Source organism: Pseudoxanthomonas sp. F11 (genome assembly GCF_037046485.1).
GTDB lineage: Bacteria > Pseudomonadota > Gammaproteobacteria > Xanthomonadales > Xanthomonadaceae > Pseudoxanthomonas_A.
Genome location: NZ_JBANLZ010000002.1, coordinates 404,026 through 423,965, shown reverse-complemented (window position 1 = coordinate 423,965; position 19,940 = coordinate 404,026). Strand labels below are relative to the sequence as shown.

21 protein-coding genes are annotated in these 19,940 nt (G+C 64.8%); 6 read left to right on the top strand and 15 right to left on the bottom strand.

Annotated features, from left to right (window positions below):
* Positions 1–51: 51 nt before the first annotated feature.
* Together V8246_RS07710 and V8246_RS07705 are read right to left on the bottom strand one after the other, a co-directional pair.
* Positions 52–1,293, bottom strand: coding sequence for an MFS transporter (locus V8246_RS07710; RefSeq protein WP_336188644.1), 1,242 nt, complete (start codon positions 1,291–1,293; stop codon positions 52–54).
* A 60-nt stretch (positions 1,294–1,353) separates the two neighbouring features.
* Entirely contained in the window at positions 1,354–1,803 is a 450-nt protein-coding gene (locus V8246_RS07705; RefSeq protein ID WP_336188643.1) for a hypothetical protein, read from the bottom strand.
* A gap of 236 nt (positions 1,804–2,039) precedes the next feature.
* Here V8246_RS07705 and V8246_RS07700 point away from each other — a divergent pair, with 236 nt between their 5' ends.
* Positions 2,040–2,426: a DUF6165 family protein gene (locus V8246_RS07700; RefSeq protein WP_336188642.1), complete on the top strand. Its 387-nt coding sequence runs from the start codon at positions 2,040–2,042 to the stop codon at positions 2,424–2,426.
* A 6-nt stretch (positions 2,427–2,432) separates the two neighbouring features.
* Here V8246_RS07700 and V8246_RS07695 read toward each other — a convergent pair whose 3' ends face one another.
* Both V8246_RS07695 and V8246_RS07690 read right to left on the bottom strand, forming a co-directional pair.
* On the bottom strand, positions 2,433–2,633 hold the full coding sequence (locus tag V8246_RS07695; protein WP_162110651.1) for a hypothetical protein: 201 nt from the start codon (positions 2,631–2,633) through the stop codon (positions 2,433–2,435).
* A 275-nt stretch (positions 2,634–2,908) separates the two neighbouring features.
* Entirely contained in the window at positions 2,909–4,099 is a 1,191-nt protein-coding gene (locus V8246_RS07690) for a M23 family metallopeptidase (RefSeq protein WP_336188641.1), read from the bottom strand.
* A gap of 114 nt (positions 4,100–4,213) precedes the next feature.
* Between V8246_RS07690 and V8246_RS07685 the strand changes: the two genes are divergently transcribed.
* The 4 genes from V8246_RS07685 to V8246_RS07670 all read left to right on the top strand — a co-directional run bounded on the left by V8246_RS07685 (position 4,214) and on the right by V8246_RS07670 (position 7,372).
* Positions 4,214–4,438: a hypothetical protein gene (locus V8246_RS07685; RefSeq protein WP_336188640.1), complete on the top strand. Its 225-nt coding sequence runs from the start codon at positions 4,214–4,216 to the stop codon at positions 4,436–4,438.
* Between the two features lie 64 nt (positions 4,439–4,502).
* On the top strand, positions 4,503–5,189 hold the full coding sequence (locus V8246_RS07680) for a phytanoyl-CoA dioxygenase family protein (protein ID WP_336188639.1): 687 nt from the start codon (positions 4,503–4,505) through the stop codon (positions 5,187–5,189).
* 85 nt (positions 5,190–5,274) lie between these two features.
* Positions 5,275–6,708, top strand: coding sequence for a M20/M25/M40 family metallo-hydrolase (locus tag V8246_RS07675; RefSeq protein WP_336188638.1), 1,434 nt, complete (start codon positions 5,275–5,277; stop codon positions 6,706–6,708).
* 85 nt (positions 6,709–6,793) lie between these two features.
* Positions 6,794–7,372 (top strand): pyridoxamine 5'-phosphate oxidase family protein, encoded by a 579-nt coding sequence (locus V8246_RS07670; RefSeq protein WP_336188637.1) that lies wholly within the window; start codon positions 6,794–6,796, stop codon positions 7,370–7,372.
* A 64-nt stretch (positions 7,373–7,436) separates the two neighbouring features.
* Here V8246_RS07670 and V8246_RS07665 read toward each other — a convergent pair whose 3' ends face one another.
* Positions 7,437–7,676, bottom strand: a complete 240-nt coding sequence (locus tag V8246_RS07665; RefSeq protein ID WP_162110656.1) for a DUF2789 domain-containing protein — start codon at positions 7,674–7,676, stop codon at positions 7,437–7,439.
* 238 nt (positions 7,677–7,914) lie between these two features.
* Here V8246_RS07665 and V8246_RS07660 point away from each other — a divergent pair, with 238 nt between their 5' ends.
* The gene (locus V8246_RS07660; protein WP_336188636.1) at positions 7,915–8,568 is read left to right on the top strand and encodes a hypothetical protein; all 654 of its coding nucleotides are present in this window, start codon (positions 7,915–7,917) and stop codon (positions 8,566–8,568) included.
* 71 nt (positions 8,569–8,639) lie between these two features.
* On the opposite strand, the gene V8246_RS07655 is transcribed toward V8246_RS07660, so the two are convergent.
* From V8246_RS07655 to V8246_RS07610, 10 genes are all read right to left on the bottom strand, one after another.
* Positions 8,640–9,785 (bottom strand): hypothetical protein, encoded by a 1,146-nt coding sequence (locus V8246_RS07655; protein ID WP_336188635.1) that lies wholly within the window; start codon positions 9,783–9,785, stop codon positions 8,640–8,642.
* 46 nt (positions 9,786–9,831) lie between these two features.
* Positions 9,832–10,512, bottom strand: coding sequence for a hypothetical protein (locus V8246_RS07650; protein WP_336188634.1), 681 nt, complete (start codon positions 10,510–10,512; stop codon positions 9,832–9,834).
* A 60-nt stretch (positions 10,513–10,572) separates the two neighbouring features.
* Positions 10,573–11,862, bottom strand: coding sequence for an McrC family protein (locus V8246_RS07645; protein WP_336188633.1), 1,290 nt, complete (start codon positions 11,860–11,862; stop codon positions 10,573–10,575).
* A 3-nt stretch (positions 11,863–11,865) separates the two neighbouring features.
* Positions 11,866–14,385, bottom strand: coding sequence for an AAA family ATPase (locus tag V8246_RS07640; protein WP_336188632.1), 2,520 nt, complete (start codon positions 14,383–14,385; stop codon positions 11,866–11,868).
* Positions 14,386–14,590: 205 nt separating this feature from the next.
* Positions 14,591–15,301, bottom strand: coding sequence for a hypothetical protein (locus V8246_RS07635; protein ID WP_336188631.1), 711 nt, complete (start codon positions 15,299–15,301; stop codon positions 14,591–14,593).
* 35 nt (positions 15,302–15,336) lie between these two features.
* Positions 15,337–15,819 carry a hypothetical protein gene (locus V8246_RS07630; protein ID WP_336188630.1) on the bottom strand — a complete coding sequence of 161 codons (483 nt, stop codon included), beginning with the start codon at positions 15,817–15,819 and terminating at the stop codon, positions 15,337–15,339.
* Between the two features lie 83 nt (positions 15,820–15,902).
* The gene (locus tag V8246_RS07625) at positions 15,903–17,210 is read right to left on the bottom strand and encodes an AAA family ATPase (protein WP_336188629.1); all 1,308 of its coding nucleotides are present in this window, start codon (positions 17,208–17,210) and stop codon (positions 15,903–15,905) included.
* 239 nt (positions 17,211–17,449) lie between these two features.
* Entirely contained in the window at positions 17,450–18,157 is a 708-nt protein-coding gene (locus V8246_RS07620; RefSeq protein ID WP_336188628.1) for an ImmA/IrrE family metallo-endopeptidase, read from the bottom strand.
* Between the two features lie 10 nt (positions 18,158–18,167).
* Positions 18,168–18,977: an NrdJb gene (locus V8246_RS07615; protein ID WP_271249030.1), complete on the bottom strand. Its 810-nt coding sequence runs from the start codon at positions 18,975–18,977 to the stop codon at positions 18,168–18,170.
* A gap of 121 nt (positions 18,978–19,098) precedes the next feature.
* The gene (locus V8246_RS07610) at positions 19,099–19,692 is read right to left on the bottom strand and encodes a hypothetical protein (RefSeq protein WP_245125647.1); all 594 of its coding nucleotides are present in this window, start codon (positions 19,690–19,692) and stop codon (positions 19,099–19,101) included.
* Positions 19,693–19,940 lie beyond the last annotated feature (248 nt).

Sequence of the window (19,940 nt, the reverse complement as noted above, 5' to 3'; positions counted from 1 at the left end):
GGGAACCGCCGCCTCAATATTTCATCCAGATGACAGTTTTATGCAGCGGTTTCAGCGCGACGGTTCGCACACAACGCCGTTCGCGGCCTCTCCCGCCCGCAGCGTCTGCCGCGCCCCGGCGTAGATCAGCAGGCCGGCGATTGCCATCGCCGCGCCGACGTAACCTGTCGAGGTCCAGCCGAAACCGGCGGTGATCGCCATGCCGCCCAGCCACGGACCCAGCGCGTTGGCGGTGTTGAAGGCCGCGTGGTGCGACGCTGCCGCCAGCGTCTGTGCATCACCGGCCACGTCCATCAGGTGCGACTGCAGGATCGGCCCCAGCGCGCCCATCAGGCCGATGCCCACGGTGGCCAACAGGATCGTCGGCAGCGTCTGCGCCATCAGCGGGAACAGCAACAGCATCGCCGTGGCCCAGACCAGGACGATCCACGCGCCGCGCAACTGCATGCGGTCGAACAGCCAGCCGCCGACGAAGTTGCCGATCACCCCGCCCACGCCGAAACCGGCCAGGCCCAGCGGTATCCACGCCGGCGCCACCCGCGTCACCTCCAGCATCGTCGGCGCGAGATAGCTGAAAACCGCGAACATGCCGGCGAAGCCGATCGCGCCGATGCCCAGCGCCTGCCAGACCGGCAGGCGGTGGAAGGCGCGCAGTTCGTCCCGCGGATGCGCCTTGGCGCCCTCGATCCCCCTGGGCGACCAGATCGCCAGCAGCGTGGCGGTCGCCAGCGCGATCAGCGCGACGAAGGCGAACACCCAGCGCCAGTCGATCATCTGGCCCAGCCAGGTCGCCAGCGGATTGCCGATCAGGATGGCCAGGGTCAGCCCCAGCATCACCAGGCTGATCGCGCGCCCACGCTTGTTCGGCGGACTGATCGCCACCGCCGTCAGTGCGGCCACGCCGAAGTAAGCGCCATGCGGCAGGCCGGCGATGAAGCGGAACACCAGCAGGCTTTCGTAGGTGGGGCCGAGCGCGCTGGCCAGGTTGCCGAGGGCGTAGAAGCCCATCAGCGCCAGCAGCAGGGTCTTGCGCTTCCAGCCCGCGCCCAGGATCGCCAGCAGCGGCGCACCGACGACCACGCCGAGCGCATAGGCGCTGATCAGGTGACCCACCTGCGGCTCGGTCACGCCCAGCGAGGCCACCATGTTCGGCATCAGCCCCATGCTGGCGAACTCGCTGGTGCCGATGGCGAAACCGCCCAACGTCAGCGCGAACAGGATCAGGCCGATCTGGCGGGGCGTCAGCGCATCGGCGACGGACGAAGAGGAAACGGGGGGCGGTGCGACATCCATCCCGCCATTATGCTGCGGCGCAGCAGCAAGGGTCGACCCTGCGGATGGAACGCTGCGGCCTCAGCCGCCGCGGTACTCGGCCACCACCGCCTCGGCGTCGGGATCGGCACGGGCGCGCTTGCGCACAAAGACGATCGGGATCGGCCCGTTCATCACCGACATCACCCGGTTCGCCTCGTCCTGCGACGACAGCGTGCTGAAGTTCGCGCTCTGCGACCGCGTGTACGGAATGCCGGCGTCGTCCAGCCGTCGCGCCAGCGCCTCGGCCCGCTGCGCCGCATCGGACGGGCAGTTGGCGGGCGCGAAGATCACCACGTGGTGGCCGGACTGTCCGTCCGGCAGCGGGATGTCAACGAACCCGTGGCGGCTGGGCGCGCCGGATTCCGTCGCGGCGTCGCCGGTGACGCGCGCGGCCACTGTCTGCACCGCATCGCGCGGCAGGTATTCGCGCGCGGCCAGCACCGCCAGCGCGGCCACGGCGGCGAAGAAGCCCACCTTCAGCACGTTCATCGCCACCGCCCCGCGCGCGCGATGTCCGCCACGGGCGCCGCCGCCTGTTCCCGCGCCGACACGGACACGAGCGCACCCACCTGCAGCAGCAGGCCCATCATCCCGTTCCGCATGTGTTCCCCTTGGAGGCGCCCCCCGGCGCGCATGCCCTATTCCAGCGCACTCCGTGGGGACGCGCAATCGGCGACCCCGGCCACACGCCCCGGTGCACCAGGGCGCGGCGCTAGAATGCGCACATGAACACCATCCTGATCCCCGTCTCCATCGGCGAACTGGCCGACAAGCTGTCCATCCTGGAAATCAAGGCCGCGCGCATCGACGATGCCGGCAAGCGTGCGCATGTGCAGGTGGAACTGGAGGGTCTGCGCACGCTGTGGGACGCGCAGGTGGCGGCGCAGGCCGACCTGGCGGCCATGAAGGACGCACTGCGCGCGATCAACGAGCGCATGTGGGACGTGCAGGACGCGCTGCGCGCGAAGGAAGCCGTGCAGGTGTTCGACGCGGACTTCGTCGAACTGGCGCGCTCGGTGGCGCGCCACAACGGCGAGCGCATCCAGGTGAAGAACGCCATCAACCGCCTGGCCGGTTCGCGCTTCATCGAAGAGAAGCAGTACCAGGCCTGAGGCCGCTTACGCGGCGCCGTGGCGCTGGCGGATCACCTCCAGCCGCTCGCGGTAGTACAGCGCGTCGGCGGCCACCTTGGGCGGATGTTCGGCCAGCCAGTCCAGGGCCTCGCGCAGGAGCGCCGCCTTGTCGGCCTCGGGCGCCTCCAGCGCGGTATCCACGCGGTCCAGTTGCAGGATGACGTCTTCGCGGGTGCTTGGGGGCATGGGGGAACTCGGCAGGGCGGGGGGTCAGTATCTCCGCGCACATGTATCGGGAGCGTCATGAGCCCGCGCCCGCTGCCCGTCGTCGCCCCTCCGGACCCGACGCCGCAGGAGCACGCGAACGCCTTGTCGACAGCCGATCCGGTTTTCTCAAGAAGACACGTGGCGTCCACGCCGGTGCGGCAGCGGTGCGTGCAGACCGGTCTTGCCGTCACCGTGCCCGGCAGTGCCTGCTCTTGAGGGTGAGCATGGACCGCCTCCCGGACCCGCCCCGGCAATCACTCACAGAACGCGATCACGTCGTTGTCGACCGGCAACTGGTCCGATCTCGGCGCGTGGTCCTTGCTGGACCGCGATGCGGGCTTGCCTTCCATCACCGCCTCCAGCGACGTCACCGTGCCGCGCGGCCGGTGGCATTCGAACGTGTACGGCAGGCCCTCCGCCGCCAGCGGCGACGGTGCATCCGCCACGTGCAGGTGCAGGTGCGGCGCATCGGACTGGCCCGAATTTCCCAACTTGCCGATCACCTGCCCCTTCGTGACCGTCTGACCGGGGCTGACAGTCACGCTGCCGGGAATCAGGTGGCCGTACGTCACGTACCGGCCCTGGCCGACATCCAAGATCACCGCGTTGCCGGCAATGGTGTCCAGTGAAATCCTGCCTTCCGGCAACTGGCCGGGCGTATTGTCGGGCAGTTGGTCGCGCACGCTGACCACCGCACCGTCGGCTACCGCCAGCACGGGCTCCGCATAGCCGGCCCACGCCGCGTTCTGGGTGGCATCGGCCTTGAACGCGCGACCACCCGCGTCCAGCTTGACCAAGTCGATGGCGTACCGCTGGGCGATCCGTGCCTGTCCGTCCAGCACCACCTGTGTTCTCCGATGGTCGGCGTCGTTCGACAGGCCATTGGCCACCAGCCAGTCGCCGCCCTTCAGCGGCGGCCCCAGCACCGCAACCTGACTCGACGACGCGACGGCCACGCGTGGCCCATCGAGCTGGACGCGGCTCGAATCGGCGTCCGTCGGGCCCGCGATGCTCAGGCGGTGCGAGAGTACGCGCGGCGGTGCGGCGTCCACGGGCACCTGCACTTCGATGAACAGCGTTCCGAAGCTCCCCGGCGCGAGCCTGCCGCTCGGTGTGCCGGCCGCCTGCCCCGGCACCGCCAGCATGCCGGCCAGGTCGGATGCCGCGAAGCGGGCCAGCAGGCGGCCGTCGTCCGCCACGACGTCCAGCTGCGCCAGCGCGATCTCGCGGCTGGCGAAGTTGGACAGGCGCATCTCGTAGAGGAAGTGCCGCATCTCGCCGCTGCGGATGGCCGCGGGCGGCACGGAGACGTCGACATCGAGCGGGACCACGGACGGGGACGCCGCCTGTGCGGTTGCGCCCAGCACGCACAGGGTCGCAACCGCCGCCGCGGCCAGGCCACGACGACGTGCAGGATCGAATGGGGAAGGCAGACGCTGGCGCATGGGAGGGTCCTGGCAGAGAGCCTCCATTCTTCGAAAGCGCGGAAGGCCGCCGGAGTGCCACTGGTCATGGGCCGTGTTCTGTCACAGCGGCCGGCTTGGCGGTAGAGTCGCGGCATGAGTGTGCGCACGATCGTCGAGCACGGCTGCCCGCTGACGGTACAGACGCTGGAGCGCGTGGATGCGCTGGGCGCGACGTACTGGCAGGCGCGGGCGATGTTCCGCATCGCCTCGGGCCAGGCGCGCGTGGACGTGGTCACCCGCACCCGCCACGCCACGCGCGAAGCCGCCGAACGCGCGGCGCTGGCGCTGGCGCGCGACAATGGCTGGGGGCGCGCGTAAGTCGTCGCCGCGGCATGCGGCGGGGAGCGCTCCGGCAGCGCGCCACGCCACCTACAGGAATCCCATGATCGACCGCGACGCACTCCTTCGTGATGGCTATGTCCTGCTGCGTGGGGCCATTCCGTCCGACTGGCTGGACACGCTCCGCGCCACGTTCGACGACGGCGTCCTGCCCTCGCATGCCTGGCCGGTGCCGCGCGGGCACGGGTGGCGGCATGCGCTGGTGGACCTGGACCCCACCGTCCAGGCGGTGTGCCGCCTGCCCGCGGTGCTGGCCGCGGCCGGGGCGCTGATCGGCGAGCGCTTCTTCCTGGCGCAGGTGGAAGGCCGCGAGCCCCTGCAGGGCGCCGGCCACCAGGGGCTGCACCGCGACCTGTCGGCCGAGCGCCGCGGCGATACCGTCAATGCGCTGGCCTTCTTCGACGACTACGGCCCGCACAATGGCGCCACCCGCCTGGTGCCGGGCAGCCACCGCCCCGCGACCCGCGACGCGGCGCTCGATCCGGCCGACGAAGCGCGCGCGGTGCAGCTGTCCGGCCACGCCGGCGACATCCTGGTGTTCGACGCCGACCTGCTGCATGGCGCCAGCCTCAATCCCACCGGCGCGCGCCGGCGCTCCATCCTGTTCGGCTTCTTCGCCGAGCCGCGCCATGCCGCCCACCTCGCCACGGCCCACCTGCGCAACGTGCGCATGGCCACGGACGAACGCTTCGATCCGGCGCCGTGGCCAGCGGTCGCGCCGACCGCGTAGGCCGTCCCCGGCACGCGTGGCGCGGCCGGGGAAGTGGTAGCGTGGCCTTCCAGAGGCCACGGGCCGCCATCCGGGGGGATGCACCATGAAACCGTTGTTGCCTGGTTGGCCTACATGGTGGTTCTTCGTGCTGGCCGGACTGGCGCTGCTGCGCGCGGACACGCCGCCGACGCCGGCGCGCACGCGCGTCGCCGCCGCGCCTGCCCACGCCCCTGCATCCGTCGTGGACGCATCGCGCCAGGGCGTGCGCACAGCGCGCGCGCCCGCCGGTGGCAGGCGCGGTCCGCCCATCACGACGGCCGCACCGGACGACCCGTTCGCGCCGGTGTACATCGTGACTTCCGACGCGACCTGGCAGGGCATCCGCGGCCTGGCCCGTGGCGTGGCCAGGCCGCGCGACAGCACCGGCATGCCGCTGGTGATCGCCGAAACCCGCGCCGATCGCCTGGGCGACATCAGCCGCTACGTGCACGAGAACGAGCGCCGCTGCGGCGGCTATTTCGCCTTCCCCGACCGCGCGCAGGCCGAGGCCTTCGTGCGTGGCGACCGGGCGAAGCTGGCCATGGCCAAATCGGCGCTCGCCCGCTACGCGCTGGACAACCAGGCCACCGTCGGCCGCTGGCTGCCGCAGGTGCAGGAACAGCGCCTCTACGACACCATCAACCACCTCTCCCGCTACCGCAACCGCTACTACGCCAGCAGCCACGGCAAGACATCGGCCGAATGGATCCGCGACCACTGGCAGTCGCTGGCCGCCGGCCGCAGCGATGTCACCACCGAGCTGTTCACCGCCTGCAGCACCTGCAGCACGCAGCCGTCGGTGATCCTCACCATCCGCGGCTGGGACCTGCCCGATGAGGTGGTGGTGCTGGGCGCGCACCTGGATTCGATCAACGGCAGCACCCGCAACGATCCCAACCAGCTGGCGCCGGGCGCCGACGACGACGCCTCCGGCATCGCCACGCTCACCGAGACGCTGCGCATCGCCCTGGCCGACGGCTGGCAGCCGCGGCGCACGGTGAAATTCATGGGTTATGCGGCGGAAGAAGTCGGCCTGCGCGGGTCCAATGCCATCGCGCAGTCGTTCCGCGCCAGCGGCGTCAACGTGGTCAGCGTGCTGCAGGTGGACATGACCAACTACAAGTCCGGTGCGGTCACGGACATGAAGCTGATCAGCGACTACTCCAACACCGACCTGAAGAACTTCTTCGTCACCCTGTTCGACACCTACCTGGCGCCGATGGGGCTGACGCGCAGCAATACCGCCTGCGGCTACGCCTGTTCCGACCATGCGTCGTGGACCAACGCCGGCTATCCGGCGGCGATGATGTTCGAGGCCGGCGATCCCGGCGGCAGCTTCCCCTACATCCACACGCCGTACGACACGCTGGCCACCATGGGCGAGTCGGCGCAGCACAGCGTCAAGTTCACCCAGTTCGCGCTGGCCTACCTGGGCGAAACCGCGAAGACCCGCGGCCGGGTCACGGGCGGTCCGGCGCAGGTGTTGCCGGCGCAGTGAGCCGGGGCGGGCCCTGCCCGCCGTGCTGGATGACGCAGGGTGTGCGATGGCGGGCGTGAGCCCGCCCTACGTTCCGGAGACCGAGATGAGACACGCGTTCGCGAACATCGCCTTCACCCCTGCGGTCCGCGAGGTCCAGGCGCGCGATGGCAGCCGCGCGCAGTACGCGCGCGCCTTCGAATCGGGGGATGAGGTCCGCAATGCGGAACTCGGGCCGGACGAAGCGGCGTTCATCCATGCGCAGCGGAGTTTCTATATGGCCACCGTGTCGGAAACGGGCTGGCCGTACGTGCAACACCGCGGCGGCGCGCCGGGTTTCCTGCGTGTGGTCGATGCGAAGACGCTGTCGTTCGCCGACCTGCCCGGCAACCGGCAGTTCATCAGCGTGGGCAACGTGGCGAACGACGACCGCGTGGCGTTGATCCTGATGGACTACATGCACCGGCAGCGGCTGAAGCTGCTGGGCAGATTGAGCGTGGAAGAGTCACCGGGGACGGGCCGTACCGAGCGCACGATGACGATCCATGTGGAAGCCTTCGACTGGAACTGCCCGAAGTACATCCCCATGCGGTTCGAAGCCGACGATGTGCAGCGTGCGCTGGAGGAACGCGACCGGCGCATCGCGGAACTGGAAGCGCAGCTGGCAGAGGCCCGGCGGACGTAGGGTGGGCCCTGGCCCACCGTCCGGATCGCGCGGCGACGGAGGAGAAGGCGGGCGGGCGCCCGCCCTACGGACGACCGTGCAGGGCCACGTTCAGGCGGTCCACCACCATCGCCCAGTCGGCGTCGTCGAGGCGTTCTTCGCGCAGCAGCTGGGCCTGGGCGGGCGTCCAGAACGGGGCTTCTTCCAGGCGCATGCCGTCGGGCAGCGGGGAATGGGTGGCGATGAACTGCTGGATGCTGGCGTGATCGTCGGGCAGGCCCAGCTGGGCGAACAGTTCGGAGAAGGGGTGGATGGCGTGTTCCATGGCGATGCCTCGTGGGAGAGGCGTCAGGGTAACCGTGGCGGTGTGAAGCGGATGGGGGGCGCCGCTGCCCGGACGGGTTGCAGGACCCTCAGGCGCGCTGCATGCTCTGGGCTCTTCCCTTGTCCCTTCCTTCTCGATGCGCCGCGGTCTTCTGCTTTTCGCGTTGGTGTGCGTGGTACTGGGCGGCCTGGCATACCGCTACGTCGTCCCATCGATGGGAAGAGGCACCGCTTCCCTCATGTCCACGACGACGACGGAATCTGCGTCGTCCTTCGATCCGGCGCAGCAGGCAAGCACGCAGAGCGGCAGGACCGAGGCTGCCGACCTCGCGGCGCTTCCGGCGCTGCACCGCGAGAGGATCGAGGTCGGCGATGCGTTGTGGGAGGCCGCCACGCCGGAGCAGGCCGCCTGGCTCAACCGCCACGGCTTTCCCACCTCGGGCCAGCTGGCTGTCTTCAATGGCGCACAGGCGGCGCAGTTGCCTGCTGACGGGCGGGCGCGTTCGCCGGTGGATGTGGTGGTGGCGGAGAGTGTCGCCATGAGCGACCCGGTCGCGAAGGCGCGGGCGTTGGCGCTTCTGCGGGGGGCTAGCGAGGCGGGGTCTTCGTATGCGCTGCAGTCGTTGGCCCGCATCGCGCAGTTGTCCGAGCGCGATCCGGTGAAGGCCGAGGGCTACTATCGCGCCGCGTTGCTGCGCGGGGACTGGCTCGTCGGCCTGCGTGAGATTCCGCGTCTTGCGCCGGAACAGAACTATGCGGCGGACCTGCGTGCGGCCCGCCTCCTGGAACAGATCAACCGGGCACGGCGGCAGCGGGGGCTTCCCGCGTTGGGCGTGGACCTGCGTCCCGGCGCCGAGGAGGCCTTCGAGCGGCTGTCCGGCGGAAAGCGATAGCGCCGTAGGGTGGGCCCTGGCCCACCGTCTGGATTGCATTGTGAGTGATGGGAAGGCGGCTTGAGCCGGCCCTACGCGCCGCGGAGCGACAGCACGCTGCTCATGCGATCCAGGAAGCCGAAGATGTTTGCCTCTTGGTCCGGCACGTACCTGAGACCAGCGGCCCGATCACTCCTGTCGATCGAGAAAGTCGGAGGCGCAGCATCGACAAGTTTGTCGATGACCTGCTCCAGCCCTGCGATACGCAGATACGCCAACACCAGCCTCAACCGCCCGTCAGTGCGCAGAGACAGGAACCTGCGGGGACCACTCGGCGAGGCATGGTAGAGACTGGCCGAGGTCGTACGAATCCAGAGCGTCAGTGCCCCACCACTCTGTGCCGCCACCTGCTGCATGCGATCGACGATGCGTCGAGCGGACTCGAGTTGGGCCGGCACCTCTTTCTGTACGTTGGCGAGGAACTCGTCGAACGATGCCAGAGCAGAGCCACGTGGAACGCGCTCCTCTTCATGGACAATCTTGTCCACTACCACACGCGCCTTGACTGACTCGCCCTGCACCACCACCCGCACGACCTGCCGCAAGTCTGTCTGCACCATGCCCAATAGTTCAGGCACCAACAGCAGATCGCCCTCGTTCTGCTGCTGTCGATAGACGTTCAAGTCGACCATCGCCAGGTCCCACTCGCTGGTGAGGTGCCTGGCGAGCATGGATTGCGACAGCCGGAGCGCTCTCGGGTCAAGCGCATCGCCGGCGATGATCAACAGGAATCTCCCGGAATTCAGGCACTCCACCAGATCCTCTTCCAATGGCGCATGCGGAGAGTCCGGCAGAACCGGCAGGTCTTCCCGGTCGCAATCCTGCAGTGACAACGCATAGTCCAGCACCTGCGCCACGACTTCCCGGCGCTTCTGGGGGTTGTAGGACAGCTTCGTTTCGACGATACCGATGCGGCCATGCGAAGAGACCAGGAGCACATCGATAGGTCCTGCATCAAAACTGACTTCCACGCGCCATGGAAGCCATGTCTCGTCGGCATCGACGCGGCCTGCCGTACGGCAGGGACCAATAACCAGTTCCGGCTCGGCGAAGATGGCATCACGGAACCAGCTTTCCTGAAGTCCGAGTACCTTGGCATTGACGCGCTGATGGGCCGGCACGGGAAAGGGCTTGCCGTTTCGATCCAACCGAAAAAGCGTTTCTCCAATCGATTTCATGACTCCCTCCTTGACCTTGTCACCATGATAGTTTCATGTGCCCGCCCTACGGCGCTGCGGCTCCGGAGCCGGACTTCATGGCCAGCGCCTCGGACAGCAAAGATTCGTAGAGTTGCAGGCGGATGCGCTTGAGGTTGGCGACCATCATGGCGAAGTAGAACACGATCAATCCGATGCCGAGAATGAGTTGCCAGGCGGGCATGCCCAGCAGGTCGTTCCAATGACGGAGGAACAGCCACGCCGACACCAGCACCGGCAGTACGCCGAGACGTTCAAGTCCGCCGGTGAACATGCCGATCTTGGCGGACATCTGCGCCAGTGCCAGCCGCGCCATGCGCTGGTGTTCCTCCAGGGCGGCGGTTGGACGTTCGCTCAGCCACACGATGATCGTCCGGAACAGCGGCATGTCATGGTCGAGTTGGCTGACCTGTTCGGCACGCCACCGCCAGAGCGACCAGCCCAGCACGCCGTATGAACGGGCAATCCCGGGCAGCAGCGCGAGCAGAAATACCGCGAAGCCGATCTGCGCCCACGTGATCATCCATTTTCCGGGGGTCATGATGTGGACCAGCACGAACGGGACCAGCGTGAACATGGCCGCGACGGCGCCCACGACATTGGCGATACGGAAGAGTGGCGGGGTGCTGAGGGTGGCCGCAGGGCCGTCGGGCATCTCCCGGAGCCGGCGGTCCAGTTCGGTGAAGCTCAGTGTGTCGTTCGTCGGCATACCACGGGGCCTTGTGGGAATGGTCAGCTGCGCGGGGCTACCCGTACCTGCAAGCGGATGTCACGCAGCTTCGCCAATAAAGTCAGACCACTCAGCGCCTAGCCCGTCGACAATACAGCCCGTCTCAAGATCGAATGGCACTACGCGTAGCCGCAATTCGTCATTGAAGGTGAACTCATACAGCGGTTCCTGAAACGATGAGGTCTTGGGGTAGACCAGCAACATCGTCCCGCGCCCGCCGAGGTAACGCTGCCCGTAAGCGAACAGCTGGTAAAAGTCGGCCTGACTGAGATCGTACTTGTCTTTGCTTCCACCACGCGACTCATCAAGCCGCTTCCACTTCGTATCGAGTACCCAGCGCTGAGGCCCACGCTGGACAAGGAAGTCCGGCTTGAGCAAGAACCACGACTCTCCCTTATGGCTACACAAGTACTGGTTCGATGCCGAGGCAGTAAGCACGGCTTCTGGTGGGAGAGAACGTCGCAGGCACGCTTCCACATACCGTTCGAACACCTTTTCCATCGGGAAGAGCAGGCTCGCTCCATGCCATTCGCCCAGCATCGACAGTGGCGTCTGCTCGTTCAGGATCAGCGAGCACCACGGACGCACTGGACGGTAGTGGGTCATCAGGCGATCGTTGCGCCAGCGTCGGAAATCGTTCGCTATGTCCTGGCTTTGCGGAACCGGTGCCAGGAACGTCGCAAGCTCGTGCGACAGGCGCCAGTTGCCAGGATCTCGCGTGATCCGGCAAACGCGATCCAATGACGTCCGCAGCAAGCGGTTCTCAGGGCGATCGGCATCGAACACGTCATGCTCGATCTGGAATAGGTGCTGCCGTCCCGGCGGCTGCTGGAGTTGTCGAGTGACGTCCAGTCGGCCGCGCAGGTAACGCTGTTGCTCGCGGACCGCGCGATAGTCAAAGCGGACGCCACGCTTGATGAGATGGTCCAGCTCGGCCAGGAACTGGCCCATCACCCACTCGGTCAGCGGGGCGGAGAACGTCTGTATGTTCGTCGGACCGGTTTCGCGCGTCGGCAATTTGAGGCACCGCGCAAGCATCTTGCGCAGTAGGCGCCGCGCGCGCTCCACCTCGCCCGGTCCGTCCACGCATTTGGGTAATATCTCGATCCGCGTACTGCACGGCGTCTCGACTACTCCCACGTAGTTGTCGAGACGCAGCCAGCGGCGATCGTCCATTTGAACGAGTGATGCACCAGACTGCCGCAGACGCGCGCTCTCCTTGCACAGCCACTCGAAGGCGCTTTCCGGAATCTGAGCCTGGTCAAGCGTCGGCTGCCCCACAGGCGCAGTCGTAAGGCGGGCGTACTCGCGGACGACGACCGATCTCATGGATCAGGACTGCGTGGTCTCGATGATCCCGGCATAGCTCTCGGGCCGGTCGAAGGCGCGGGGATCCAAGCGCCACAGCTTGGCCTCGGAGGGAACCTCGGCGCCGGCGCCGAACAGGGTCTCGGCACTGTACGGCGGCGGCACCACGAAGCGGCAGCCGGCCGGCTTGCGGTGGTCGTTGAGCACCCAGGCGATGCGCTGCCAGTCCTCAAAGAAGTACTCCTGGAGCAGCGGCAGCACCTGGTTGCGGAAGACCCCAGCCAGGCTGGCTAGGTCGTCGCCGTTCTGCAGCGCCATGAAGTAGGCGTGGCCCAGCATGTGGTCGCGATCCAGCAGCACCTCGATGCGGCGATTCATTGTGGCCAGCAGGGTCGGGAGGTCCACGCCGGCCACGACCACGCCCGAAAGCAGTTCCGGGCGCGGCGGCATCTCGATGAACTCGAAGCGCCGCCGCAGCGCGATGTCGAGCCCTGCCAGCGAACGGTCCGCGGTGTTCATGGTGCCGATCAGGTGGACATTGTCCGGCACGCTAAAGCGATCCTTGGAGTACGGCAGCACTGCTTCCAAGGCCTCGGGGGCGTTGGCGCGCTTGGACGGCTCGATCAGCGTGATCAGCTCACCGAAGATGCGCGAGACATTGCCGCGGTTGATCTCGTCGATGATCAGAACCCGCGGCCTGACCGCGTCCTCGTCGCCATCGCGCCCTTCTAGCAAGTTCTGGAGCTTCTCCATATTGATTGAACCGGGGCGGAGCTCGTACACCGTCATCTGGCTGAAGCGGTTTTCCATCAACGCTTCTAGTGGCAGCGCCGGTTTGTAGACACGCAGCCAGCGGATGCTTCGGCACTGCGCATACGTATCGCCTTCTCGATCGATGCGCCGGTAGTCACTTGTGATCTCGCCGATCGCACGGAACTTAAGGTTGCCTTCCGAGACCACGATGAGGTCGCGCTCTTTCATCTGTCGAACGAAGGTATTGATCGCAGTGATCGGGTAATCACCCAACGCCAGCGGCTCGCCGACAGACGAAAACACCTTCTGTATGTCCTCGCGCGAACGACAGCTGGAGAAATCCGCGCCGCCGCCGAATCCCATCAGGGCGACGCCCTTGTCGATACATTCCTCGTAGATGTGCCCTTCCGTCGCGGAGTCGCCCAGCGACAGCTTCCAGATGCGACGCCCGGCCAGGTCGATCGGGAGGCCTGCCTCCTTGATCACCCGCGCACGGGCCGAATCGCACAGGCGCTTGAACACGCCATCGGCCACTTCGTAACGCAACTGTCCGGTCGCCTCGTCGGTCTCGGCGCGCACGCCCTCGACGAAATCTTCATAGCTGAAGCTCTGGTGGAAGGTCACGAACTGGATCAGCCCTTCCTTGACCAAGTCATCAAAGCGCTGCTTGAGCTGCGGACGATCATCCGGATCGCCATGTTCAGCGAGGAACGCCGGATCGAGCACTTCCAACGCCTTGGCGACCGTCTCGAAGGTCTTGCCGGTGCCCGGCGGTCCGTAGAGGATCTGGTTCAGCGGCATCGTGTTCAGTTTCTTGAGTTTGACCAGTTGCGGCATGGGCGCAGGAACACCCGCACTCGCGACTGGCATCGGCGTTGTGCCGGCCTTGGCTTCGATGCGGTAGCCGCCGTTTGTTTCCTGAAGAATGCGGACAATGTCGCCAGCCTTGGCGCCAATGCTGCCGAAGTAGCCCGTCAGACGCTTGCGAAGGCGGCCACTACCTCCAGCGCCAACGACGCGAATATCCGATTCGAAGGCCTGCCCGGTATCCGTCACGAAGTGGGCGGCATCTCCCGCTTCAGCATCGGTCGCACCGCCGTACATGGATTCCGGGAACGGTGCCGATACCAGATTCAGATTCAGGTAGCCGTTCTTAACCGCGCCGTCGCTCAGCTTGATCTCCAGTGGATTGCTGTAGACCCAGTCCTTCCACACGCGTTCGCTGAAAGCGACGATGCCTTCCTCGGATTTGCGTTGCTCGGCCAGCGCCCGGTACAGGGCGCTCTGTGGCGTGGTGGTGTCGGACAGCGGCATCTGCAAGAAATGCAGCAGTGGCTTGCGCAGGTAGATGCAGGCCACCAGCGGCGCCCGCTGCGACTGGTAGTGGAACGCGATCTTCCAACGGTAGGCGGCGCCCAGCGGGCTTTTGTCGATCTCCTCCAGTCGGCCGGCACGCGCCGCCTCAGCCACGGCGACCACGTGGCCTCTGACCACTTCGAAAGCGACTTGTGGGGTATCGCCGAATTTTCGGTACCAGCCGTACTCGGTGTCGTAGGCAAGCGAAGAATCGCCTTTCTTCTCGGTAGTGTCGTTGCGCGAGTAGATGCCGAACTTGAAGGCCGAGCCGCCCCAAATGCTGCCGTATTCGTCCAGCCTACTCTCCATCCAGTAGGTGAAGGTCTCCTTGTCCCCAGCTGCCGTGTAGTCGGACAGCGACATGGTGCGGAGGCGTTCGAGAGGCCAGGCTTGTAGGAATTCTTGCCAGAGGGCGTCGCTGGTGCTGAAAGCCATCGTGATTGTGTCCGTTAGATAGTAGCTTGGAGTGCGAGCTGCAGGGCTTCGTCCGGAGAAAAGACGTCAGAGTACATGTCTTTGAAAGTGTCCAGGGCGTCGCCCCCTCATGACCGTCAGGCCAGGATCGTAGCGGAGGCCTTGGCCCACCTGTTTGCCCACCATCGGCCACGGTAAAAGGCTGGCTGAAGCCCACCCTACGCGCTCAACCTACCCGTTCCATCAAGTCCTTCGGAAACGATGGTGCCGCCTTGGCGTCGGCGAAGAGCACCATGCCGATCTTCCATGCTCCCTCGTCGGGGAACGGGGAGTAGAACGTCTTGCTGGTATAGGTCCGCCTCAGCAGCGGCCTGCTTCTGCTCTGTACGAACTCGGCTGCAAGATCATCAATACGTTCCGTAAGAGCTTCCAGCTTTTCCCTTGCCGACTTCTTCGCCCCAGGGATTGGACCCGCCTGCTTGTAGTCCGCCGTCGCGAAGAACACAAATGCACAGAACTGGTACGAAGAATCCTTGCTCGCTGTCATCGTCCGCGTTAGCCGCTCGAAGTCGCCCTTGAATAGGGCTGTGTTCATGACCTTCACGCCGTTCTTGACTTCGATCGCAACGCGCGGACGTTGGTTCGCCCAGTAGTGCACCAGGTCATAGCGGCCCTGCATCCGGTCCCGCTTGCTCGGCTTACCACACCGAACGGCGCCCGCCTCTTGTCGACAGGCGGACACCGGCACCTCCAGATGAGTAACCCCCTTGCACTTCGCCAAAGCTTCGAAGATGCCCGCAGTCAGGAAGTGTTCGCTGGCGTCACTGAGCCGGCAACCGCCTGTGGCGCGATCAAAGATCTTCGCCGAGCGGAGTGCGCCCGCAAACATCTGCCTGATGATCTTCTCTGCCGCGTCCGAACCTTTCGTGCTGCTCATCGATTCTCCTTTCGTTGGTGATGTCGTCCTGAATCTCAGCGCGTGCAGCCCACCGATCGCGGTGTCACGGGATAGCAGTCGTCCACCGACTTTCCATCCAGCGGGCAGTAGACGTGATTGGACCGCGCGGTGATCTGGGTCCAGCTGTTGCCGTCGCGGTACAGCAGCGTGCCGCCGGTGCAGCGGTAGCCGGGCGGGATGGGATGGATGACGGGGGAGGGTCGGGGCGGCGGGCCGGTGGCCGTGCGGATGGCGGCCTGCATCTCGCGCTCCAGCTTGGCGCCCTCCTGCTCAAGCATGCGCATCGCCTCTTCGGCGTCGCGCCGGGCCTGGTGGCGCTCGTAGGCATTGAAGATCAGCAGCGCGGCCAGTACACCGACGCCAACGGCCACGCCGATCTTCCAGGCGAAGCCTTCATCCCGATGGGAAGTGGACGGCAGCGACGGGCCGCGATAGGAGCGTGGACGAAACTCCACGTCCTTCATGTCCTTGTCGAACCTGGGCTCCTGACGTTCCATGGCATCCCCTTGCCTTGTCGTCCCGACTGATGGGTATCGCTTCGCTCAACCCATCCTACGCGCTGTGACGTTTCCGAATCGCATCACAACGCCAACGCGCTCTTCCTTTCCGACAGCCAGGCGGCGAGCGGCCCAACAAACTCACCCCACCCGGGTGAGCGAGAGGCAGCCTCGACAATCTTAGCCACACCAACATCTCTAGAGTGCCCCATGGCTTCAACTAGCTGACCAACGAAACCATGCCTCTCTGCCGGAACATTCAACTGCGCGGCCAGAGCCTTCAACTCCGCACATTCTGGCTCGCTGTCTGGCAACTGGACGAGCATTTCATGGAGAACCTTCTCAGGCCACTCCCCTTGTTGCAATGCAAAGCTACGAAGGAAGGCAAGCGCCCTCTCACGACGCGCGGCATCATGTATTGAGCTGCCCGTCAGGGCTTTTGCGATCAACTCCGTTCTCTCGTCGCTGCTTCTGTAGACATCGCCATCCATGAAGAATCCCTGGTTCTCGTTAAGTCCATTTCTCAGAGCGAACGCACACGCCAAGGTAACGATATTGGATGCGGCACCGACAGGGGTAATAGAAACATGACGACGCATGTCCAGCATCTCAGCCTGCCTTGCAACAACTGCGGATGAGACGTCATCCTCGACAAACACCTCGATGGATCTAGTCAGGCTGCCGGTAAGCCTGTGCAGAACATCCGGATGTGTTCCGGGCATGGAGAAGGTCTTTCCTCCCGCACTGAAGACGTGATGCACGAGCACCTTGTCTCCGCGGGACAGGATTGACTCTCGATGAGTGGTGAAGACAACCTGAAGCCCCCTGTCTTCAGCTCTGGCGTGGATCACATCAACGAGCCGCCGAAGAGCATCTTCGTGCATTAAGAGATCCAGCTCATCGATCAGGATGAGTGAATACTTAGGAGCAAAGTAAAGCCGCTCGAGTATCTCGAATACGCGCTGCTCGCCAGCCCCCATACTCAATGAAGAGTAGGCGAGCTGGTTCACAGCAACACCTCTGTATCTCTTACCCGTCCAATGCTGCTTTGTAGAAAGTTCAGCGTAATTACGATTGAGGACTCGCGAAGCAGCAACGCGAACAGCGGCCATTACGTCTCCGTCGGCAACCGTTGTGGAGAACTCCAGATAGGTTGTAGACCGCTCATCTTCAATTCGAGGGACGCATGAGCGAATGCCAATGTACTCAACATGGCGCTCAGGGCGATTCTCATAGCGCGGGGTCCAGCGATCACCCGCTTTTCCGTAGCTCTGCCGCAGCTCCCCCGAGAGATTCTGACCATCTCTGAAAGAGTAGGTTAGTTCAAACGAGCTACCCTGCCACCTTGAATCAGAAGTAGGTAGAAAGAAGTTCGGGAACTTATAGTTCACCCGATCTTTATCAGGTAGCGGCTTATACGCGCAAGCCAGCGCATGAACAATTGTCGATTTTCCTTCCCCGTTTGCTCCGGTGATAGCTACCAGTGGGCTCCCATCAAGCCGGATCTCAGGAAGGCCAGAGATGTTCTTAAGACGCTCTATGCTAATGGCATGCGTCACATGATGAGATTTTGGCATCCCTTCCCCACCACACCATCTAGATTTATTACTGATGCAAAAACGATCGAAACTTAGAAAGCAATCAGCCCCAACTCTTCCAGACGAATCGCCATTGCTTCAGTCGACACCTGATACTCACGTTTCAGCGAAGGAAAGCGCACCCCATCGAAACGAACCGCCTCTGCGATCATTCGAGAAAAATCCCGCACGGTCTTGATCTTAGTCTTTACAACCGATGCAGAGACATCGCAGAGACCCACAGCTGTCCGCTGATTCAACTCCATGCCTTCCGCAAGGAAACGCTCCTTGAAGCTCGCAACGAGCCGCTTCTCCGGCATTAGGAAGCAGCAAGCGAAGTAATCAGCCTCTTGTTCTTTAACGCTCCTACGGAGCGTAGGACCTTTAACCGGTCGATCTCGATGAAGGCCAGACCGACCGTCATGAAGAACTGCGTGACCAAGTTCATGTGCTGCGGTAAAGAATGCTTCTTCCGGCGACGGGCGAACGGACAGAACCACTTCCTTCTTTTCAAAATCAATGGTCCCAGCCACCTCACTAAGGATCCCATCAATATATTCACGTCCGAGGTCGGAAGAGCTAACTCGGAATCCAAGAAACTCGAGCGCTACGCCTGGATCGACGGCATGAAGGGGGCTCAAGGGAGGCGTCGACCACAGCTTGTGCCTGTTATTCCAGAGTTCCAAGTTCAAGTATCGCGCACGAGCCGCAATAGCAACTCGGCGACTCTTCGAAATGGCTGGAGATTCGTAGCCGGCCATCTCGCTCTCCTCACCCGCACTTCGAATAACCACAGTTCAAGCACGTCGCGCACCCGTCCATGATGACGAGGGCCTTGGTGCTGCACTTGTGGCAGAGCGTGGCGGAGGGCGGGAAGCTGGCGCCATCGCCGGTGACGGCGATGTCCTCGGCGGCGCCCAGGGCGGGCGCGGCCGGTGCAGCGGGCGCGGCGGCGGGGGCCGCGCCTACATCAGAGTTTTTTTTTGCGCGGTCTTCGTACTGCTTGCGCTTCTCGGCCAGGATGGCGCGCTGGTGCGCGCTCATTTCCGGATCGTGGATCAGGCCGATCGACTTCATGTGCTCTTCCACGATGGCGCCCAACTCCGCCACCAGCGACGGCATGTACACGCCACCGGCCTTGAAGTAACCGCCGCGCGGATCGAACACCGCCTTCATCTCGTCCACCAGGAACGTCACGTCGCCGCCCTTGCGGAACACCGCCGACATGATGCGCGTCAGCGCCACGATCCACTGGAAGTGCTCCATGGACTTGCTGTTGACGAAGATCTCGAACGGACGGCGCAGCTCGTGCTCCGTGCCGGCGTTCAACACGATGTCGTTGATGGTCACGTACATGGCGTGCTCCACCAGCGGCGACTTGATCTTGTAGGTGCTGCCGATCAGGACTTCCGGGCGCTCGATGCGCTCGTGCATCTGGATGATGTTGTCCTGCGGGGTTTCCTTTTCCACCGTCTCGCGCGCCACCGACGCCGTGGGGACCGGCGCCGCGGCTTCGCGCGCCTTGTCTTCCGGGGTGAGCACGCTGTAGCCCTTGATTTTCTTGTCGATCTTGACGGCCATGACGGGAGAATCCTGTTCGTGTTCTGAAAGTTGTCGTCGATGGGCGGGGCCTGGCCTTCCGGGCCGGCGACCGCCCCAACCCTCCCCCGGACCCGGGGGAGGAGGGGTGAAGCATCAGGTCTTACTTACGGGCCGCTTTTTTCGCGGCTTTCTTCGGGGCCTTGCGGACGGCCTTCTTGGCCGCTTTCTTCGGAGCGGCTTTCTTCGCCGCCTTCTTCACGGGCGCCTTGCGGGCGACCTTCTTCACTGCCTTCTTGGCGGCCTTCCTGGCCGGCGCCTTCTTGGCCGCGGCCTTGCGGACGGTCTTCTTCACCGCCTTCTTGGCCGTGGCCTTCTTGCTGGCCGCCTTCTTGGTGGCCTTCTTGGCGGCCGACTTCTTGGTCGCCTTCTTCGCGGCCTTCTTGCCGGTCACCTTCTTCTGCAGGCTGGCGGCTTCGGCCTTGGCGCTCGCACTGGCCGCAGCCAGCGTCTTCTTCGCCTTGGCGACGGTCTTCTTCACCGCCTTGGTGGCCTTGTCGGTGCGCTTGGCCACGGCCTTCTTCGCCTTGGCGATGTCGGCGGTGACCGTCTTGCGCGCCTTCTTGGCCGCCTTCTTGGCCTTGGCGACCGTCTCGCTGGCGGTGGAGGCCACCGCTTCGCCGATGCCGGCCACTGTTTCCTTCACGCTCTCGGCGGCGCCGGAAAGCGTCGCCGTGACACCATTACCGTTGCTCATGCTGCCCTCCTTGTGGGCGAGGTTGTGACGCTGCCGATGCTATACCCGATGGCGCGGGGTGGAACGGTGAAACCGGTGAATCTTTGGTTCAACTTTCTGGAGCGGCTCTCCCCGCGGGCGGGGAGAGGTTCTTCTTTCTCCTTCTCCCCGCACGCGGGGAGAAGGTGCCGAAGGCGGAAGAGGGGCCGCTTTTCGCATGGAGCAAAAGCAGCTCGCTGCGCTCGCTCCCCTCACCTGCCCTCCGGGCA

Bases quoted from the DNA above. Each gene is read 5' to 3' on its own strand.
- V8246_RS07665 (WP_162110656.1), bottom strand. From the start codon at position 7,676: ATGGAACACGCCATCCACCCCTTCTCCGAACTGTTCGCCCAGCTGGGC.
- V8246_RS07705 (WP_336188643.1), bottom strand. From the start codon at position 1,803: ATGAACGTGCTGAAGGTGGGCTTCTTCGCCGCCGTGGCCGCGCTGGCG.
- V8246_RS07660 (WP_336188636.1), top strand. From the start codon at position 7,915: ATGTCCACGACGACGACGGAATCTGCGTCGTCCTTCGATCCGGCGCAG.
- V8246_RS07610 (WP_245125647.1), bottom strand. From the start codon at position 19,692: ATGAGCAACGGTAATGGTGTCACGGCGACGCTTTCCGGCGCCGCCGAG.
- V8246_RS07635 (WP_336188631.1), bottom strand. From the start codon at position 15,301: ATGAGCAGCACGAAAGGTTCGGACGCGGCAGAGAAGATCATCAGGCAG.
- V8246_RS07700 (WP_336188642.1), top strand. From the start codon at position 2,040: ATGAACACCATCCTGATCCCCGTCTCCATCGGCGAACTGGCCGACAAG.
- V8246_RS07620 (WP_336188628.1), bottom strand. From the start codon at position 18,157: ATGGCCGGCTACGAATCTCCAGCCATTTCGAAGAGTCGCCGAGTTGCT.
- V8246_RS07690 (WP_336188641.1), bottom strand. From the start codon at position 4,099: ATGCGCCAGCGTCTGCCTTCCCCATTCGATCCTGCACGTCGTCGTGGC.
- V8246_RS07640 (WP_336188632.1), bottom strand. From the start codon at position 14,385: ATGGCTTTCAGCACCAGCGACGCCCTCTGGCAAGAATTCCTACAAGCC.
- V8246_RS07645 (WP_336188633.1), bottom strand. From the start codon at position 11,862: ATGAGATCGGTCGTCGTCCGCGAGTACGCCCGCCTTACGACTGCGCCT.
- V8246_RS07675 (WP_336188638.1), top strand. From the start codon at position 5,275: ATGAAACCGTTGTTGCCTGGTTGGCCTACATGGTGGTTCTTCGTGCTG.
- V8246_RS07670 (WP_336188637.1), top strand. From the start codon at position 6,794: ATGAGACACGCGTTCGCGAACATCGCCTTCACCCCTGCGGTCCGCGAG.
- V8246_RS07630 (WP_336188630.1), bottom strand. From the start codon at position 15,819: ATGGAACGTCAGGAGCCCAGGTTCGACAAGGACATGAAGGACGTGGAG.
- V8246_RS07685 (WP_336188640.1), top strand. From the start codon at position 4,214: ATGAGTGTGCGCACGATCGTCGAGCACGGCTGCCCGCTGACGGTACAG.
- V8246_RS07710 (WP_336188644.1), bottom strand. From the start codon at position 1,293: ATGGATGTCGCACCGCCCCCCGTTTCCTCTTCGTCCGTCGCCGATGCG.
- V8246_RS07615 (WP_271249030.1), bottom strand. From the start codon at position 18,977: ATGGCCGTCAAGATCGACAAGAAAATCAAGGGCTACAGCGTGCTCACC.
- V8246_RS07680 (WP_336188639.1), top strand. From the start codon at position 4,503: ATGATCGACCGCGACGCACTCCTTCGTGATGGCTATGTCCTGCTGCGT.
- V8246_RS07655 (WP_336188635.1), bottom strand. From the start codon at position 9,785: ATGAAATCGATTGGAGAAACGCTTTTTCGGTTGGATCGAAACGGCAAG.
- V8246_RS07650 (WP_336188634.1), bottom strand. From the start codon at position 10,512: ATGCCGACGAACGACACACTGAGCTTCACCGAACTGGACCGCCGGCTC.
- V8246_RS07695 (WP_162110651.1), bottom strand. From the start codon at position 2,633: ATGCCCCCAAGCACCCGCGAAGACGTCATCCTGCAACTGGACCGCGTG.